The sequence below is a fragment of the Paenibacillus sp. GP183 genome, from assembly GCF_900104695.1.
In the GTDB taxonomy this organism is placed as follows: Bacteria; Bacillota; Bacilli; order Paenibacillales; family NBRC-103111; genus Paenibacillus_AI.
Genome location: NZ_FNSW01000001.1, coordinates 2,710,602 through 2,728,100 on the forward strand (window position 1 = coordinate 2,710,602; position 17,499 = coordinate 2,728,100).

21 protein-coding genes and 1 pseudogene are annotated in these 17,499 nt (G+C 44.3%); 3 read left to right on the forward strand and 19 right to left on the reverse strand.

Annotated features, from left to right (window positions below; genetic code table 11):
• Nucleotides 1–85 precede the first annotated feature (85 nt).
• On the forward strand, nt 86–208 hold the full coding sequence (locus BLV33_RS30725) for an anti-sigma factor domain-containing protein (RefSeq protein ID WP_139305738.1): 123 nt from the start codon (nt 86–88) through the stop codon (nt 206–208).
• On the opposite strand, the gene BLV33_RS30730 is transcribed toward BLV33_RS30725, so the two are convergent.
• The 11 genes and pseudogenes from BLV33_RS30730 to BLV33_RS13405 all read right to left on the reverse strand — a co-directional run bounded on the left by BLV33_RS30730 (nt 196) and on the right by BLV33_RS13405 (nt 8,447).
• Nucleotides 196–312: a PQQ-binding-like beta-propeller repeat protein gene (locus BLV33_RS30730; protein ID WP_171909145.1), complete on the reverse strand. Its 117-nt coding sequence runs from the start codon at nt 310–312 to the stop codon at nt 196–198. The genes BLV33_RS30725 and BLV33_RS30730 overlap by 13 nt on opposite strands.
• A pseudogene (locus BLV33_RS30035) lies at nt 294–740 on the reverse strand (CBO0543 family protein); the annotation flags it as partial. The pseudogene BLV33_RS30035 and the gene BLV33_RS30730, both read right to left, overlap by 19 nt.
• Before the next feature lie 294 nt (nt 741–1,034).
• Nucleotides 1,035–1,127 carry a YjcZ family sporulation protein gene (locus tag BLV33_RS13365; protein ID WP_090792200.1) on the reverse strand — a complete coding sequence of 31 codons (93 nt, stop codon included), beginning with the start codon at nt 1,125–1,127 and terminating at the stop codon, nt 1,035–1,037.
• Nucleotides 1,128–1,333: 206 nt separating this feature from the next.
• Entirely contained in the window at nt 1,334–2,428 is a 1,095-nt protein-coding gene (locus BLV33_RS13370) for a saccharopine dehydrogenase family protein (protein WP_090792203.1), read from the reverse strand.
• Between the two features lie 49 nt (nt 2,429–2,477).
• Nucleotides 2,478–2,924, reverse strand: a complete 447-nt coding sequence (locus tag BLV33_RS13375) for a hypothetical protein (RefSeq protein WP_090792207.1) — start codon at nt 2,922–2,924, stop codon at nt 2,478–2,480.
• A gap of 49 nt (nt 2,925–2,973) precedes the next feature.
• The gene (locus tag BLV33_RS13380; RefSeq protein ID WP_090792210.1) at nt 2,974–3,993 is read right to left on the reverse strand and encodes a carboxymuconolactone decarboxylase family protein; all 1,020 of its coding nucleotides are present in this window, start codon (nt 3,991–3,993) and stop codon (nt 2,974–2,976) included.
• 84 nt (nt 3,994–4,077) lie between these two features.
• Entirely contained in the window at nt 4,078–4,581 is a 504-nt protein-coding gene (locus BLV33_RS13385; RefSeq protein WP_253187061.1) for a MarR family winged helix-turn-helix transcriptional regulator, read from the reverse strand.
• 50 nt (nt 4,582–4,631) lie between these two features.
• Nucleotides 4,632–6,005 (reverse strand): 23S rRNA (uracil(1939)-C(5))-methyltransferase RlmD, encoded by a 1,374-nt coding sequence (gene rlmD, locus BLV33_RS13390; RefSeq protein ID WP_090792214.1) that lies wholly within the window; start codon nt 6,003–6,005, stop codon nt 4,632–4,634.
• A gap of 188 nt (nt 6,006–6,193) precedes the next feature.
• Complete coding sequence (locus BLV33_RS13395) at nt 6,194–7,183, reverse strand: diacylglycerol kinase (RefSeq protein ID WP_090792217.1); 990 nt, start codon at nt 7,181–7,183, stop codon at nt 6,194–6,196.
• A gap of 10 nt (nt 7,184–7,193) precedes the next feature.
• Nucleotides 7,194–7,967, reverse strand: coding sequence for a sirohydrochlorin chelatase (locus BLV33_RS13400; RefSeq protein WP_090798919.1), 774 nt, complete (start codon nt 7,965–7,967; stop codon nt 7,194–7,196).
• Between the two features lie 189 nt (nt 7,968–8,156).
• A complete protein-coding gene (locus tag BLV33_RS13405; RefSeq protein WP_090792221.1) occupies nt 8,157–8,447 on the reverse strand; it encodes a YerC/YecD family TrpR-related protein in 291 nt (96 codons plus the stop codon).
• A 229-nt stretch (nt 8,448–8,676) separates the two neighbouring features.
• On the opposite strand from BLV33_RS13405, the gene BLV33_RS13410 reads away from it, so the two are divergent.
• Nucleotides 8,677–9,216 carry a hypothetical protein gene (locus tag BLV33_RS13410; protein WP_090792224.1) on the forward strand — a complete coding sequence of 180 codons (540 nt, stop codon included), beginning with the start codon at nt 8,677–8,679 and terminating at the stop codon, nt 9,214–9,216.
• Nucleotides 9,217–9,273: 57 nt separating this feature from the next.
• On the opposite strand, the gene BLV33_RS13415 is transcribed toward BLV33_RS13410, so the two are convergent.
• From BLV33_RS13415 to BLV33_RS13425, 3 genes are all read right to left on the reverse strand, one after another.
• On the reverse strand, nt 9,274–10,386 hold the full coding sequence (locus BLV33_RS13415; protein WP_090792228.1) for a COG1470 family protein: 1,113 nt from the start codon (nt 10,384–10,386) through the stop codon (nt 9,274–9,276).
• 71 nt (nt 10,387–10,457) lie between these two features.
• The gene (locus tag BLV33_RS13420; protein ID WP_090792232.1) at nt 10,458–11,150 is read right to left on the reverse strand and encodes a WxL domain-containing protein; all 693 of its coding nucleotides are present in this window, start codon (nt 11,148–11,150) and stop codon (nt 10,458–10,460) included.
• A 208-nt stretch (nt 11,151–11,358) separates the two neighbouring features.
• Nucleotides 11,359–12,273, reverse strand: a complete 915-nt coding sequence (locus tag BLV33_RS13425; RefSeq protein WP_090792235.1) for an NAD-dependent epimerase/dehydratase family protein — start codon at nt 12,271–12,273, stop codon at nt 11,359–11,361.
• A 136-nt stretch (nt 12,274–12,409) separates the two neighbouring features.
• Between BLV33_RS13425 and BLV33_RS13430 the strand changes: the two genes are divergently transcribed.
• Nucleotides 12,410–12,886: a thiol-disulfide oxidoreductase DCC family protein gene (locus tag BLV33_RS13430; RefSeq protein WP_253187062.1), complete on the forward strand. Its 477-nt coding sequence runs from the start codon at nt 12,410–12,412 to the stop codon at nt 12,884–12,886.
• Nucleotides 12,887–12,900: 14 nt separating this feature from the next.
• Here BLV33_RS13430 and BLV33_RS13435 read toward each other — a convergent pair whose 3' ends face one another.
• The 5 genes from BLV33_RS13435 to BLV33_RS13455 form a co-directional block, all read right to left on the reverse strand.
• The gene (locus BLV33_RS13435) at nt 12,901–13,458 is read right to left on the reverse strand and encodes an NUDIX domain-containing protein (protein ID WP_090792239.1); all 558 of its coding nucleotides are present in this window, start codon (nt 13,456–13,458) and stop codon (nt 12,901–12,903) included.
• A 59-nt stretch (nt 13,459–13,517) separates the two neighbouring features.
• Nucleotides 13,518–14,309: a DODA-type extradiol aromatic ring-opening family dioxygenase gene (locus tag BLV33_RS13440; RefSeq protein ID WP_090792242.1), complete on the reverse strand. Its 792-nt coding sequence runs from the start codon at nt 14,307–14,309 to the stop codon at nt 13,518–13,520.
• 205 nt (nt 14,310–14,514) lie between these two features.
• Nucleotides 14,515–16,278: a B12-binding domain-containing radical SAM protein gene (locus BLV33_RS13445; protein WP_090792246.1), complete on the reverse strand. Its 1,764-nt coding sequence runs from the start codon at nt 16,276–16,278 to the stop codon at nt 14,515–14,517.
• A gap of 92 nt (nt 16,279–16,370) precedes the next feature.
• The gene (locus BLV33_RS13450) at nt 16,371–16,610 is read right to left on the reverse strand and encodes a hypothetical protein (protein ID WP_090792250.1); all 240 of its coding nucleotides are present in this window, start codon (nt 16,608–16,610) and stop codon (nt 16,371–16,373) included.
• Nucleotides 16,611–16,631: 21 nt separating this feature from the next.
• A complete protein-coding gene (locus BLV33_RS13455) occupies nt 16,632–17,492 on the reverse strand; it encodes an SDR family oxidoreductase (RefSeq protein WP_090792253.1) in 861 nt (286 codons plus the stop codon).
• Nucleotides 17,493–17,499: the final 7 nt, after the last annotated feature.

The following is a 17,499-nucleotide window of genomic DNA, read 5'->3' on the forward strand; positions in this document are numbered from 1 at the left end:
TTTTCTAAGGCTCGTTACTTTAGTTGAGTAATTGGAATGTGAAAGTAAAGGATCACAAAAATGGCACACGGAATAAAGACCAACCATGCTAAGAGCGGTGCCAACAACTAACCGAGGAGTGGCTCTAGGAAAGGACAAGGTTTATGTCCTCACTCCAGATAATCAGCTAATTGCAATCAGAAAATCGGACGGTGTTCAAGTTTTATAAAACTGCCATAGCTTGCTTCCAGTTTCCGCATCATAGGCTGAAACAAATCCGCGGACACCAGTCGTACAACAGGGAACATGGTAAACCAAAACAAAACTGACCACCAATAACTCCAGCCATTGTGATAAGTTATGAATCTCAAAATAAAGCTCACACCTTCAACTAACGAAAATAAAACAGCCCATAAGGTAAAATAAGCTGTTTGCATCAGCCATCCTGACTTATAGGGATAACGTGAGAGATACATTAAGATGATCAGTGGGAAAGCAGTAAAATTTATCCAAAGATCATGAAGGGTATGGTTGGGGATGAACAATGCCTTGTGAAAATACCAAAGAGAATGTTCATATGTGAGAACGGAAAAGATCAAGTCTACACTAATAGTAAACAATATGGTTGGATAGTATTTCCTCCAATTTCTCCAATCCTTAACTACAAACAAAGATGCAAATACTAATATTAAAGGAAATACCATCCCCGCCCAATTCTCACCAATGATCTCAACCACTGAACTCCCTCCAAACATATGCATCCATTCTGATTTTTTAATAGTAAAAGTATACCCAAATCAGTTGTTGTTTAAATCCGCGTTAACATAGCCTAGCAATTAAGGAACGGCTGCTGTAGGCCGTTCTTTTTATGTTGTCAAAAATTTTGCAAATGCCGATTCCCTTTCAGAGAACGGAAAAAGAGCACGCGGTAACGGGGGGTCCGTCAAAGCGTGCCGATTCGAAGAACACTTTTATTAGCAGCGTATTGCTGCTATTTGTGCAGTTTTAAAAATAAAATCTACAACCTAAACTTCAATCTTTTGACAATGACCCGATTAAATTACGAAAGTAGAAAGTATAATGACTAACAGAATAAAGAGAACCAAGATAAATGCGAAATGACGACCAAATCCTACAACAAAGCTCATTCGTATTCACTCCTTTCAGTCAATATACAATACTTTATTTTTTTAATTCAGATTTGCTTGGGTAAATGCTATATCTAAAAGTCTAATTTAATGTCCAACTAGAAAACTAGATTTCAGCCTTGGTTATACACCTTTTTATTTATATTTATTATAAATACGGTATCAATAGAAATAACGACTATTATGGTCGCAGAGTTGGCTCATCTCTAGCTGTTAATCGTTACGGGCAGCAGGTTGTATCTTTCATCAAAAGTAACTAACCCTCCTAAATCATCTATCAACTCCATAGGTTGAAACAACTCCTCCATGTGAAAAACACCCGGCTGGTATTTTTTTGAATAAATATTTCTTGCCACAAAAGCAGCTATTTTCCCTGTAATATAAAATTCTTTCTGTCCAACAATTGAACATTCATAACAGACTGTTTGATTGTTATTTAAGCCAAATGCACTTACTTTCGCAACATATATTTCTGATCCCCAATGAAGTTTTAAAAACAGATTGATCATGAATTGGCGAAAGACTTGATATTGGAGGAAGCGATAAACACCTGATTTTTTCAATAGAGCGATTAGATTGGTTATTACAGCTGAGTCGAAACAGATTCGAGTAGAGATAGTTTGGATGTTCAACGTGTCAGGTAAAGCATGCTGATCAGAAAAGTTAAAGCGATAAGCCGTTCTTCGTCCAAGTTTTCCGGGGAATTGTGTTTTTTTACCATCCTCAAAGCTTTTTACTTGTTTTTTCAACCCTTGTTCTACTACAGAAAAATCTATATTAATGTTATCAACCATCCATTCGATCGCGGCCTTACCATGTTGTTCTCCTAAACCTAACATCAGGAAAATATCTGCAGAGTGGACTTCATCTAAAACCTGTGCACACTTTTTGACTAACATATTTGTTAAACCAGGTGCTAAACCTACACTTAAGACTGAAGTGGATTGCAATGGCCTTTCATTGTTCCCTAAGTTTCGTACTTTTGATAAAAAGTTGTGGGAAGCTGAGATGTCAATATAATGGATTTTATGTTCGAAGCATTTCTCTACAAAATGCGTGTTATCTTGATCTAAGCACATGACAACAAGAGTTACTTCTTCAAATAGATCAACTGGTTGGCTGTCATCTGCATTCATTTGTAAAGGTAGAACCTTGCCATCGGTAGTTGCTGCAAATTGTTTGGCTTTCTCAAAACTCCTGCCTGCAGCAAATACCTTTCCTGGAAACAGGTTTCCCAGACTGTTGCATATTACCTGCCCTACTTGACCATATCCACCAACTACAACGATCTTATCTTTCATATCTGTTTATCCTCCAATAATTCCAATCAACTAGGCATAGGGAAGATTCTTATTGTTTGGCAATATTACGGCTGCTGGCAATAAACTTATAATTAAAATATGTCGCAAAAATGGCTGCAATAAAGGTAAGGAAGCCAGTAACCTCGTGAAATGTGGAACCGATAGGTGGGAAAAATGAATATGATTCTGCCATAAAGCCTCGATCGGAGTTGTTTAAGTAAAAGACAATATCATTGATCGTGTGGTTCAATAAGCCGTCTTGGAGACCGAAACCAATGACCATTAATGCGACAAAAATCCCGTAAGACCACAGCAGGAGTTTGCTTGGCTTTCGTGCAAATCGCCAGATCAATACAAGAGGCACAATAATAAAGATCAATGCTGGCACAAGGAAAACCATCCCAAGTTCATCAAGGTGATGGACGGAAGTCAGCAATGCCACCAATTCGACACTCACTAAAGGCCAAATAGCACTCATGGAAAGTTTACGATTCATATCATTGATAATCCTCTCGTAATAAAAGTTTTTGATAATTTTTTATCGGTTAGTCCCGTACAACAAGCCACGTTCCTATTTTACGGGCGGCCGTAAAACTAGACCAGGCTAATACATTCAGGAGTTGAACATCCTCTTTGTAAATGGATCTGAAATCCCGAATCATTTCATCGTCTACTTGATAGGGTGCAATAGCTGTGAGTAACGCAAGCTTGGCCGCTGTCTTGGATGGTTCGGTCAGTGTTTTTACTGTTTGTTCTATCCAAAGCCGGCTTATGCCAGGGTCTTTACCATCCCAAGTATCAATGTAATGCCAGACAATTGATCGTGATTCTTCAGTCAAAATACTTTCCCCCGCCGTATTCGCAACCGCTGCAAAACGAGCAAAAGCCCGACTGATGATGGGATGGGATTTCGCCCAATACAGGTCGTCGGGTAAAGGAGCATCCGGCAAGAAATGCAGTGACTCTCCAGGTGTTTTGTGTTTCTTCAATGAAGATGAAAATAATATTTTTGCTCCAATTCTTTTCAAAATATTTTTCAATAAAGGGCTGGCAGTTGGTAATGGTGTTTCATTTAACAATACGGATACCATGCGGTTCATATAATGAAAACTTACAGCGGTTCCGATTATTTCCGGCGCTTCTTGCGCGGTAAAAGGCGGGTTGAACAATAGGGATGAGCCAGGTGAACGCGTTGCGAGAGACCATTTTACAATCGAATTCATCTTTATATCCGATATTCTATCCGTTTGATCCTTGCTTATCTTTTGGGCAACTTCGTTATTTCCCGCAGCCATTAGCATCATCGTGTGCGCGTCTACGCAATAAGGACATTGATTGACTTTTGAAACCGTTGCGGAAACCGCCTCCTTGACTGCTCTCGGGACATTACCCACCAGTGCCGTTTCTCTTAAAATCGTCCATGTCCCCGCCAATAGAAGCGGTGAAGAGGAATGCATCATGTAAGGTTCCACTACGGAACCGATATCCCGCCGTATTTGGTCATACACTTCGGTTAACAATCCTTTGGATGAGGAGACAGGCAACGGTTTGATGTACTTTATCATTTTTTCCTCCCTGTTTCAGTATCAATGCTGAGCTTGAATCGATTTCTTTTTACGTGTATATACACATTTTATTATAAAAAAAAATCAAGCTTTCCGGTTCAATTTCACAACATCCGACAAATTACCGAGCAGTGCTTCATACCGGTCATCGCCCATATTCATGCGAACGTGGGTCTGCGCTTGTTCCCACAACGGAAGTGCGCTCGAAAGCATAACCCGGCCTTCGGGGGTCAGAGCGATATACCTTCTTCTGCGGTCCTCTCCTTCTGTGATCGATACTAACCCTTGCCGTTCCAGCAGCTTCAGATCTCTTGTCAGTGTGGTTCTATCCAAAAGTAAAAAGTCGGATAAACGCATAACGGTAACGGGACCGGCTTTTTCAAGTGCCATTAACAGCATCACCTGAGTCGAACGAAGCCCTGCCGGCCGCATATAATCGTCATATAAACTTGTAATGACCCGGGACGCCTTCCTCAGATTAAAGCAAGCACATGTTGCTGCATAATCGGGTGTTTCCATTGAATTTTGCGATAGTTTATTTTTTTCTCTCATAATTACGAGTATATACACATATTTAATCGATGTCAATCGATTCACCCAATCTTGAAATTTATAATTTATCCAAAATCCATTATTATTTAGTCTTTTCTTACAAGTAGTGAACAGCACTCCACATGGGCAGTATGGGGAAACATATCAACTGGTTGAATTTCTATTGTTTTGTAGCCTCCGTCTTCAAGAATCTGAAGATCTCTTGCAAGTGTGCCTGGGTTACAGGAAACATACACAACTCGGTTAGGTTTCATTTCCAAGATAGTTTCAAGCAAAGCAGAATCGCAGCCTTTACGTGGGGGATCAACTACCATAACATCGGCCTTTATCCCTCGAGAATACCAGTTTGGAATTATTTCCTCTGCTTTTCCAACCTTGAATTCCACGTTTGTTATATTATTTAACTCAGTATTTCTATTTGCATCATCAATTGCTTGAGGTACTATTTCAACTCCATACACTTTCTTGGCTCTTTGAGCAAGAAATAAAGATATAGTCCCAATCCCGCAATATGCATCAATTACTGTTTCACTACCGGTTAGATGAGCATACTCGAGCGCTTTGTCATAAAGTACTTTGGTTTGTTCTGGATTAACTTGAAAGAATGAGTTAGCGGATATAGCAAATTTAATGTCGCCAATGCAGTCATGAATATATCTTTCTCCCCAAAGGACCACTGTTTCATCACCAAGTACTACATTAGTCTTCTTATGATTAATACTCAATACAATGGATTTTACGTTTGGAATTTGACTCACTATTTCTGCGATAATTTTCTTTTTTGATGGAAGGTCCTTTGACGTTGTAACAAGCACGACCATTATTTCCTTGGTTACTACGCCATAACGTGACATTATGTGCCTTATCAACCCTTTGTGAGTTAATTCGTTATACGGCTGAATCCCCTCATCACTCAACACTTTTTTAACAATACGCACAACTGCATCATTATTTTCCTGTTGAATCAGACATAAATCCATATTTATAATGTCATGACTTCCCTTTTTGTAGAACCCTGCCACTAATCCACCTTCAATTTCACCTACAGGAACTTGAGCCTTATTACGATAACGCCATTCATTCTTTGCTCCGATTATAGTTTGAATTGTTACATCATTTATTTTACCAATTCGTTTAATTACATCCACTACATGTTTATATTTAAATTCTAACTGACCTTCATAACTCATATGCTGAAGCTGGCATCCACCGCATTGATTATATATTGTGCACTCCGGTTCAATCCGAAATTTGCTTAATTTCTTTAACTCAATCAATTTGCCAAAGCCGTAACCTTTATTAACTTTTGTTACTTTTATTTTTCCTTGTTCGTCGGGCAAAGCACCTGGCACAAAAATAACAAATCCATCAACATTGGCTACACCCATTCCTTCATGAGTAAGGCCTTCAAAAGTAACTTCGTAAAATTCATTTTTCTTAATTGGTACGCTTGTACTCATATGTGAACTTCCACCTTTGTGAAGGTTATTTTCTTCTTTAATAGGTAAGCCAAAGACTATATTGTATAAGTATGGAACGAATTACGTACAACCATAACTCCTATTCCAAAAAATGTGTACAATTAATAATTAAGTGCATTAAATACAAGCCGCTCTTATCCCGAGACGACTTGCCCAATACGTTGTCATTACTTCCCCGACTCTTGCTCCACATCTTCCCCATTATTATTGCCAAACGGCTTGATAAAAGTCTCCATCAGCGTCTGCGTCTTTTTATACGACGACTGCCCGGTTCCATCCACGATCACCTGCAGGTGGTTCTGCAGATTGGTGACGATGCACGGCAGCGTTCCGCCGAACTCCCCGTCCAGATTAAGCTGGACATAGTCAGGCGAATTAACTTCAATTTTCTTGGTCTGAAAATAGATCACATTAGGGTCATTCATATGCTCACCGCGCAGCGCCATGGAGACAACACGGATGAATTCCGCCAGGTTGCAGCGCTTCAGGATAAGCACATCAAAAAGCCCATCGTTCATGCTCGCATCCGGAGAAAGCTTCTCGAACCCTGCTACCGAGGTACTGTTGGAAATAAGAAACAGCATCACTTCTTCATGCAGCGTCTTTTCCTTGGATTTGATATACAGCTCAATAGGCCTCAGCCGAGGGAGCTTCTCAATCCCCTTCATATAATATGCCAACTGGCCGATCATCGTCTTCAGCTTGCTGGGCACCTCATACGTTAGCTCTGTCATGGAGCCGCCCCCGGCGATATTGATAAAATACCGATTGTTCAGCTTCCCCACATCGATATTCATCGTATGCCGCTTCACTATAAGATCACAGGCTTGGTCCCAATTTCGCGGGATATTCAAGGCTCTGGCAAAATCGTTCGTCGTCCCCAGCGGAAGGATGCCCAGCTGCGGGCGGTAGCTTTTCTCGGCTATGCCGTTGATCACTTCACAGAGTGTGCCATCTCCGCCCGCCGCGATCACGATATCGAAGCCGTCGTCGACTGCTCTGGCCGCTGCCATGGTTGCGTCTCCTTCTCCAATGGTCGCATGGGTTGAGGTTTCGAGACCCCCCCGCTCCAGCCGCTGCAGGATATCGGGTAGACGCTTCTTCATTTCTTCCCGCCCTGAGGTCGGATTGTAGATCAGCCTTGCTCTTTTACGCATACAGCACTCATCACCCGCCCGCAATTGTTATTCCATGTTCAATCTGCCTCTGGATCCATCCTGATATCAAAGGGCTCGGCAGCAGCGCCAACCCGTTATAGCGGTATTCATAGCCTTTCATCCGGGCAGGAATCACCTTTCGGGTGAAATAGCCTTCACTCAAAAATAACGGCGCCACCAGCACGGCATGTCCAGGCTTCCTTCGCTCCCACTCTAGCATCTTGCGCTTTACTTGATCCGGCAAAAGCATTGCCACATCGGCCTCGTCGAAACCTCCCAACGTTTTTAGCCGATCTGCGAGCTTCTCCAGACCTTGGCGCCATTGCAGGTGAAAGCCTTTTTCCACGCTGCCATGACCGACCAGCAGCACGATTTCGCGGCTTGGGTCGTCGGACAACGGCTTTATTTTCTCATAGACAATCTCGGCAATAACCGGATCATCATCTATGGGTGAGGTAAAGTGTATACGTGCCTGGATGGAAAAAGGTGTCATGTCCGTCTCCAGCTTCGGCTGCGGAATCACTCCGAGCGCATAGCTGATCTCATCTATATGTGTACTTCCAGAGAATACGAAGAGCGGAACAACGATGATATCGGATACACCCTTGGCCTCCAAATGAGTGATGCCATCTTGAATCAACCGGCCTTCCACCAGCTCCAGATAAGAGGCGTACACCGGAATCCCCGGCTGCACTTTGACTGCGGAAACAGCCTCATCGACCAGCTTCACCCAGTCCGCATCCCTCGATCCATGGCTGATGACCAATACCCCGAAACGCTTCATCCTGTTCTCATCCGTTCCAATAAAAACCATTGTATTCTAATGCTACCCAATGTACCCCATCATGTCAATTAGGCTCAATAAAAGAGGCCGCTCCGACAGGATACCGTGAAAATGATCACTGTATCACCGCTAAAGCCAGCCCTTTTTGCTAATCGGCGAACCGCCGATGCTCTTTATTTATTCCCGAACTTACCGCCCCAGCCTATCCAACGTAAGAATATACCCGTCGTTGCCATAGTTCAAGCAGCGCTTGACGCGGGAGATGGTGGCCGTGCTCGCTCCGGTTTCCGCTTCAATCTGGTTGTACGTGGAGCCTTTGCGCAGCATGCGCGCAACCTCCAACCGCTGCGACAGCGATTGAATCTCATTAACCGTACACAGGTCATCAAAAAATACATAGCACTCTTCAAGATCCTTGAGCGTTAAGACCGCTTCAAAAAGCTGATCGATCGCTTTATCATTTAATTTTTTTAATTGCATCGAATTGATCACTCCCGGAGGTCTTGGTAGCTTGGTTCAAGCTCTATTCTATCTTTCGACATCCGCTTCGGCATTTCCTCCCTTTAGGTTAGCATTACTGTAAAATTTCTATGCGTTAATGAGCTGAATTGGACGACCGCCCTGAAACCGTGACATTCGTCCAATCCAAAGTTAGGCGACTCACATAAGCTATACAAGACAAATCTGATAAAAAGGGTCGTGAAATCATATGAATTCCAACCATCCTAACCACCCGACAATTGGCAATGGCTACGATGCTGATGCACAAATAAGAAGCATTACACCACCTAACGCTGTGCCTGGAGATTTCTTTGGAGGCTCCTATCCCGGTCTCGGCGAAGGCGCATTCTTCCCGGAGTTTACTCAAGGCGGCAATCTCCCTGTACCCTATCAAGGCGGGGGTGCAGCAGGCAGCGGAGGTGGAGGCGGAATCGGAAACTTATTGGGTCTCTTAGGCGGCAAAGGTGGAGGCTCCAATCCTCTTAGCAGCATTAACTTTAGCCAGATTAAAGGCTTTGTAGATCGCATGGGAGGCATCGACGGCATTGTCGGCACCATGACGAAGGTGCAAAAGTTTATGGGGACCTTTCGACAGATGGCTCCCATGTTTAAGGTATTATTCAACAGCGTCGGCGGCAAGGTTAAATCTACGGATGGAAATCTCCGCAGATCGCGCAAACATCAGCCGATACACCGCAAGCGCCGCAGAACCTCATCCACCAGCCGCAAACGCCCAGGCACTCGCTAAAGTCCATGATAAAGTCCTCATTTCTTTTTACTAACAGAGAAATGAGGACTTTTCAGTTTATCCTTCAATATTAGGATATGGGCGGTTGCTGCGATGACTACGGCTCCGGCGGTTGCTGCGGGTTCTAGTTTTCTTTTTTCTTTTAACCATCCAAATAATAATTGAGATAAAGATTAAAGCAGCTCCTGCAATAGCAAGCATTCTCCAAATATCCTTCGGATTGAGTACAATGGCATTTTTCGAGATGTTCTTATTTCCTTGGTTAACGAGTTCAGTCATTTGCGCTTGTTTTACATCTTTTGAAGAGATATCGTACTGTATGGAGCTATGCTCCTCCTGTTTACCGGATCCAGATCCATAGGACCAACTGATATTTGTATCGTATTTGCCGCTATTGATAAGCTCAACTGGTGCTTCAAAGGAAAATACGGCCGAGTTCCCGGGATAAATCGATTTCATTTCAGCTTTTTTCTCAAACTGTAATTTACCACCCTGGGATATTTGAATGACGCCTTGGGATGTATCCTCGATGATATTCCCCTTATTAACAATAGTTAAATCCATGAACAGCTTGCTTCCATTCATTTTCGGTTCAAGAGATTTAATTTCTAATTTGTGAGAAATCGTTCCCGGCACTTTCACCACCACAGCAATGATTTGGGAAAAAGCCTTGTTCACAACTACAGCGGCTTCATTCTTATTAAGTGGTTTTTCTGATTTGTTTCCAGGCTCCAGTTTGTACAGAGTAATGGCTCCTACGTGATCACCTGGCCCTACACCGGAAGGAATTGTGAAATCCAGTATAAGATCGCGGCTTTCTCCGGGTTTCATTTGAATGTTTTGCTTATTTACCTTAAACCAGGAACCCACTTGTTTTTGCTCATTGTGCTCCGGGTCTATAGCCCCTATTCCTCCACCCACTGCGTTTGGAGCATCAGCAAGCATAAATACTCCGTCTGCAGAAGCTTTATCCGAGGAATTGCTCAAGTTTACTGTGACCTGTTTCTGATCTCCAGGGTTCCCTTCCACGATGAAATAACCGTTGACCACTTGATCGCCAAGGGGCTTCATTAGAATATTTCCAGAAGACGCTTCATCAGCATGAACCAATGGAGCAGCATTTAGGAAAAGGATGATGGACAATAGGCAAATGATCCTTAAAACCTTCAAGGGAAACACCTCATATGTGTAAGAATAAGAAAAACCACCCTTTTACGAGTGGTTCGATAAGGACAAAAAATTTACGGTGCTGAAGTAATGGAGTATGTAATGGTTGTGTCATAAGACCCCGCGAAAAGTCCAAGATTGGTAACATCAGTAACATTTTTAAAAGCGGATTCAGGAGCAGCTGTTACGATGGATCCTGTAGGCAAATAGTTGGGTAATGTCAAAGTGTAATTCAGACCAGCTACGAAAGCTCCGGCTCCTTTACCCTTATTGGCAAATAGGATGTCTATCCCAGCAGCACCCACCGAGAGCGTTCCAGTAGGCACTTGAGCTAAGTCACTCTTTGTGGTGAACTTGGGTTTGTAACTAACGGCTGTGACTGTCAATACTGAATCAGCAGGAATGTTGACAGTAACAGTTTTTCCAGGAGCAGTTGAATCTGGAACTGTAGTTGTTAGTGGTGAAGCTGACACTTTAGCCACGAAACCTGCGTTTTTTCCTCTGTTATCAGCGACAAATAAATAATCTAATGCCGATTTTGAAGCGAGTTTTGTGCTAACATCGATGGTTCCAAGGCCATTAAAAGAAATTCCTGAAACAACTACAGTCGATGGATTTGCATTCGTAAAAACTCCGTCATCAGTGTTGCTGGCAATAACCAGATCTCCTCCATTAACAACACCTGAGCTAGCCGCAAAAGCGACACTTGCAACAGCAAAAACGCCTACTAATGCAATGGGTAAAGCTTTCTTGATTTGTTTAAACATAAAAAATACCCCTTTCGAATTTGAAAGTGGTCGGTTGCACTAGCACGCTCCGCCGAATCCAAGTGCCCACGTACAGATTCGGTTTCATCACGTCCCAAAATTACTTTAAATATATCACATTCTACGAATAATATATATATTTTTGTCGTAAAGAATTCATATAGGTTGAAAATTCCCTCTTTTTCTTCATTTTCGACATATTTGATGGCTAATCATTCTTGTAATAAGCAAAGGTTTCCTCCAAACCTCTCATAAGTGAATATCGCGGCTCCCACTTAAGCACCTCTTTGGCCAAGCTATTATCCAATCTGCTATGCTCGATATCTCCTGCTCGGCTTTTCTGATAGATAGGATGTACCTGCTCTCCCATTACTAGAGTTAGCAGCTTAAGTAAATCATTCGTGCTGGTTTGTCGATTCGTTCCTATGTTAACGATGGTTTTCGCTCCATGATCTATGGCGGCAAGATTAGCCCGGACAACATCCTTGATGTAAATAAAATCCCTTGTTTGCTCTCCGCTCCCATAAATCATCGGCGATTCTCCGCGCAAAAGCTTATCGATAAAAATCGATACCACGCCGCCTTCTCCCCTTGGATCCTGTCTCATGCCATAGACGTTGGCGTACCTGAGAATCGTATAATCCAAGCCATAAAGCTGCGAATAGACATCGATGTAAGGCTCCACTGCAAGCTTGGAAACTCCGTAAAAGGATTGCGGCTTCTTCGGGTGATCCTCCGTAATACCCAGGAATTGAGGCGCTCCATATACGGCTGCGGAAGAAGCATAAATGATTTTGCGAACTTCATATGTACGACTCATCTCCAGCAGCTTGAGGGTTCCCATAATATTAGCAGCGGCGTCCTGTTCCGGATGGAGAATGGACCTGCGAACATCTATTTGGGCTGCATGGTGAATGACAAGCTCCGGCTTAAATGATGCAAAGACCTCGCTTAAAAGCGGATTTGCTATATCCATCTCAAAAAATTCAGCCCGAGGGTTCACATTCCCTCGAAATCCCGTGCTTATATTATCGACAACTCCCGTATGATAACCTTCATCTATCAATGAATCTACGATATTGGAGCCAATAAATCCCGCTCCGCCGGTCACTAGAACATTCATGTGAATCTCCCTGTCATCAGTTTATTCCACTTTCGTCGCGGAACCCTCCTGCACGATTTGTATCCAAGTGGTCCCATCTAAATCACTCCGCTTTTTGGTATAATAGAACTATCCTATCAACGAGAGGGGCAGCAACTTGGACAATAAAGAAACATCCCAAAACCTCTCTGCTCAACCATCAGCCACGTCAGCCCAATTATCATCTGTCATTCCGCCCGATACATCCATCATCCTCTTTGATGGTGTCTGCAATCTTTGCAATGGAGCTGTGCAGTTTATTATCCTCCGTGATCCCCAGAGTCATTTCATGTTCGCGACCCAGCAATCCGATGCTGGGGAGGCGCTTTTGCAGCAATTTCAGATCAAAGCTGGTAAAGCCGGCACGATCATTCTCATAGAAGGCGCCCAATACTTCACTCGATCGACCGCCGCATTGCGAATTGCCAAACATTTACGAAGCCTCTGGCCGCTTGTATATGCCGCTATCCTGATTCCGCCATTTCTGCGCAACGCCGTCTATGATTATATTGCCCGCAATCGGTATCGTTGGTTTGGACGCAGAGATCAATGTATGATGCCTACGCCTGAAATGAAGAAGCGTTTTTTGGAATAGCGAAAGCAGCGGAATTAAGCTCGAAATAAATCGTCTCCTTCAAAAGGAAACACCGGTTTTGGATCTCGATGCAGCCCCTTGGACTCCGCATGTCTCGCACAATCGATCAGCCAACTGGTGAATTTTGCCACAGGCAGCGTTTCCATTTCCTCGAAGCTGAAAAAACCCGCCGCATCCACCTCAACCCCATCCGGCGTTGGTTCTCCACCTACATACTCCATCTCGAAAGCGATATAAATATTATGAATATTCCTTGGTTGATCCCGAAGAGCTATAATATTCGTGACTACCGCTTCGATACCTGATTCCTCCAAAACTTCCCTCTTGATCGTATCATGGATCTGCTCGTGCTGCTCGATGTATCCTCCGGGGTTGGTCCATAATCCTTTTCCGGGATTCTCGGCTCTACGCACAAGTAAAAATTTCCCGTCTCTCGAAATAATGGCTCCTACACCAATGCTATAGTCTCCCCAATGGATAAAATTGCAGCCTGGACATGCCTTTCGCTGGACGGAGGAAATCTCTCGAGTTTCTAATGCAGTACCGCAGGATAAACAAAACTTAACTTCCATACGTATCCCCTTATTTTTCTATGGATTGAGTATAGCTTCATGCTGCTCTGTTTATTATTTTACACATTTATTTCATCGGCTGCACCAAATTCCCAACAGCTCAAGCTGAGCGAACCCATCTGATAAGACCTGTGCACCAGCCTCGCATTATGTGACTCATCCGCAGAACCGAGTGCCAATATCATCGGCACAAAATGCTCAGTCGTCGGTACTGCTTCAGCCGCATGAGGGGCTCTGCTCTCATATTCGAACAGCGCGTCCGTGTTCCAGGTTTCCAATTGCTCATCCAGCCATTCATCAAAAGCAACAGCCCAGCTTTGCGCAGACTCATTACTCCAATCCAATTTGAGCAAATTGTGCACAGTTCCTCCGCTGCCAATGATGAGGATATCGTTCTCGCGAAGCGGCTCTAAAGCCTTGCCAATCCTGTAATATTCTTCAGGAATTAATCCGGGATTCACAGAAAGCTCCACAACGGGAATATCTGCTGCCGGATACAAAAGAGACAGCGGAGCCCAGGCCCCATGATCCAACCCGCGGTGATCATCCAATTCACATTGAATCCCTTCCTCCGAAAACAAACGCTGAATCTCCATACTGATTGTTATATCCCCTTTGGCCGGATAAGTCATCTGATACAGCTCCTCGGGAAATCCATAAAAGTCATAAATCGTTTCATACCGGCTCACGCTGCTGATCTGTTGAACCTGACTTTCCCAATGTGCGCTGAAAATCACAATGGCCTTCGGCCTTGGAAGCTCTTGCCCCAAGTCTCGCAAAAACTCCGTGTAAGGATGCTGCTCGATTGCCAGCGAGGGCGCACCATGCGCGATAAATAACGAGGGTAGCATCATAAAGCCTCCTTTTTAATCCATCTATGATCTGAGATTGTTCGGAACTACGATCCCACCATGTTGAAACTCACAAATAGTGAGGAGCTTAGACTCACTCCAAACAAAGGCCATAATTCTCTACAAACTGTAGAAATTTATGGCCTTTGTTGCGCTCTCGCGGGATGAAGCGATATCGTTCAGCATCCAGCCAAGATCCTGCTGTTTAAGTCGTGGCCGGCTGCCTGATCGGCATCGTGAAAAACTGTGCAGGATTTGCCGCATCCGGATGGTAATAGATAACGAGCAGATCTTTATGATCCTGCTCTATACTGCCGCTTTGCAGGTAGCTCTCCAGCGAAAAGGGCAGCATCTCGATCATGACATGCTTGTGCAAATCTCTTTCGGGAATCGAAAGGCTGCTGAATTGGCCGCTCACATGCTCCGGCTGTTCAGCGAGCAGCTTCATGTACTCGGCTTGCTCCGATTTGTTCAAGGTGAACTCCCACCAAATTTTCCGCGGTCGGTATTTATGCCCCAGGAAGTAGTCCAGCTTCATGAAGCCCTCGATGACATCCATATCCGATGTGCCGCGATCCAGCAGGAAGGACTTCAGGCGGGTGAACAGGTCCTCCAGTTGATGTCCGATCTTCTGCCAGCCTCGAGCCTCCCAATAATCGCCGAATTCCTGAAAGAAATCAAAGGCGGAGGCGAATTCTTGTTTGATCAAATAGTCCATGGTGTGATCCATTCGATGTGCGTTCCAGTATTTCTCGAGCACATCCTCCACACGTTTGATCCGAATCAGATCGGTAAAAGGAAGAATGTCATTGCCCAGAATCTCATACGGTGCGTTGTCCATATACACATATCCATATTTCACTGCATCCTGCCGCATTCCCGTACCGCGAAGCATCTTCAGAAAGCCAAGCTGCAGCTCCTCCGGCCCGAGTTCGAAAACGTCGTTAAAGGTTTTGCGAAATGAGCTGTAATCTTCCTGCGGCAAACCTGCGATTAAATCCAGATGCTGGTCTATTTTGCCGCTGTTTTTGATTTTGCTCACGGTGCGGGACAGCTTCGAGAAGTTTTGCCTGCGCTGAACCAGCTCATTGGTCAGGTCGTTTGTAGACTGTACCCCGATTTCAAAGCGGAAAACACCTGCAGGCGCATGCTCAGCCAAGTAATCCAGCACCTCGGGGCGCATAATATCTGCGGTAATCTCGAATTGAAAGATGCAGCCGCGATGATTGTTGATGAGGAATTCGAATATTTCCATGGCGTAATCGCGCTTGATATTGAAGGTCCGGTCTACGAATTTGATCAGCTTCGCACCTGAATCGATGAGAAACAGCAGATCGCTCTTGGTCCGCTCCATATCAAAATAACGCACCCCAACTTCGATGCTCGACAAGCAGAACTGGCAGGAGAATGGGCAGCCTCTGCTGGTTTCAAAATAGACCACGCGGTTCGCGAGGCTCGGAAGATCCTCGGCAAAACGATGCGGCGTTGGAATGTCGCTCAGATTCAGCTTGCCTCTGCCTGGATTGAGAATGATCTCTTCTCCCTTGCGATAAGCTGTCCCGTAAACAAAATGATACTTCCGCGTAGTGGAAATCTCCTTGAGCAGATGGTGAAAGGTCTCTTCACCCTCGCCCATCACGATAAAGTCAACCTCGGGAATACGCTGCATCCAATATTCAGTATCGTAAGAGACCTCGGGACCGCCGAGTAGGATGAGCATCCCCGGCCTGATTTTCTTGATCATGCGAATAATCTGGATCGTTTCTTCGATATTCCAGATATAACAGGAAAAACCCAGCACATCGGGCGCCTTTTGATAAAGGTCGGACACGATATTCATCGCCGGGTCTTTAATCGTATATTCCGTAATTTCCACATCAAAATCATCGCCGCAATATGCTTTTAAATAACGCAGGGCGAGAGAGGTGTGGATATATTTGGCGTTCAGTGTGGTAACAACAACCTTCATAGTGAAACAACCTCGTTTTGTCAACGTTTATAGTCTTTCAATTCTACACGGAAAAACGAGGAATTACAAAGGAAAACCTTGCTGCACTTCAGCTAAAAGCGAATCTCATCTTCCACATGCGGGATTTCGAGGCTTGGAAAAGAATTTTTCCAGCGCTCGGCTTGCGAATAAAGCTGTGCATCCAATTGATCGATCCTGAACTGAAGCTGGCCCGGATCATCGATTCCGGATATCAGCGCCTTCCGCAGCGACGTCCTCTCTTCCATCCATTCCGTAACCTGATACAAAAACATAGCCATCACCTTTTTAGCAGAGAAACTTTTAGTATCCATTATCTCCTCTGCTTTATTCGGTTATACGCTATTCGGATGAGTATTCAGCTTGACTTCCCGCTCACTCCATATCCAGAATTGTTCCGCTAATTGCGGATTCCCGGCTTTGGAGGTAATCGGGGCAATTTTCTTTTTATAAAAATATTCGCCTGTGACCGTACCGCCTTCTTCGCTGGAAGCCAAATAAACAGCTGTCTCGGAGCCCTTCGCTGCAGTGAGAAAAAACGGCCTGATGACGGCCCAGATGGATTTACCGAAACCGGTCTCACGATTGATCCCGATTTGAGTTCCCACTGTACCGGGATGCAGGCTGTTGACGGTAATGTTTGTACCTTTTAACCGATGTGCCAATTGTTTGGTAAAAAGAATGTTGGCCAGCTTGGAGTTCGCGTACCCTTTCCAAACGTTATATCCATTAGTCAGGTATAGATCCTGAAAGTTGATAGTCCCCGATTTATGCGCGCCTGAGGCTACATTAATAATTCGGCCTTGCGGGGCATGTTTGAGTACATCCAGCAAAAGGTTTGTAAGCAGGAAATGCCCCAGATGATTCACACCCATCATCAACTCAAAGCCATCCTTGGTTGTCGCGCGTTTCAATGAAACGACCCCGGCGTTATTGATGAGCACATCGAGCCTATCGTACTTAGCCTTAAAAGCTTGGGCGAAGTCATGGATGCTCGCAATTGAGCTCAAATCAAGTATCATAAGCTCAATAAGGTTCGAGCCGCTTTGATTTATTGCATCGGCGAGGGCCTGCTGCCCGCGCTCTCTGCTTCGGCAAGCCATGATGACATGAGCGCCCAATTTTGCCAATTCGATTGTTGTTGCTAATCCCATCCCCGCGTTTGCTCCTGTAACGATGACGATTTTATTTTGCATGCGAAAA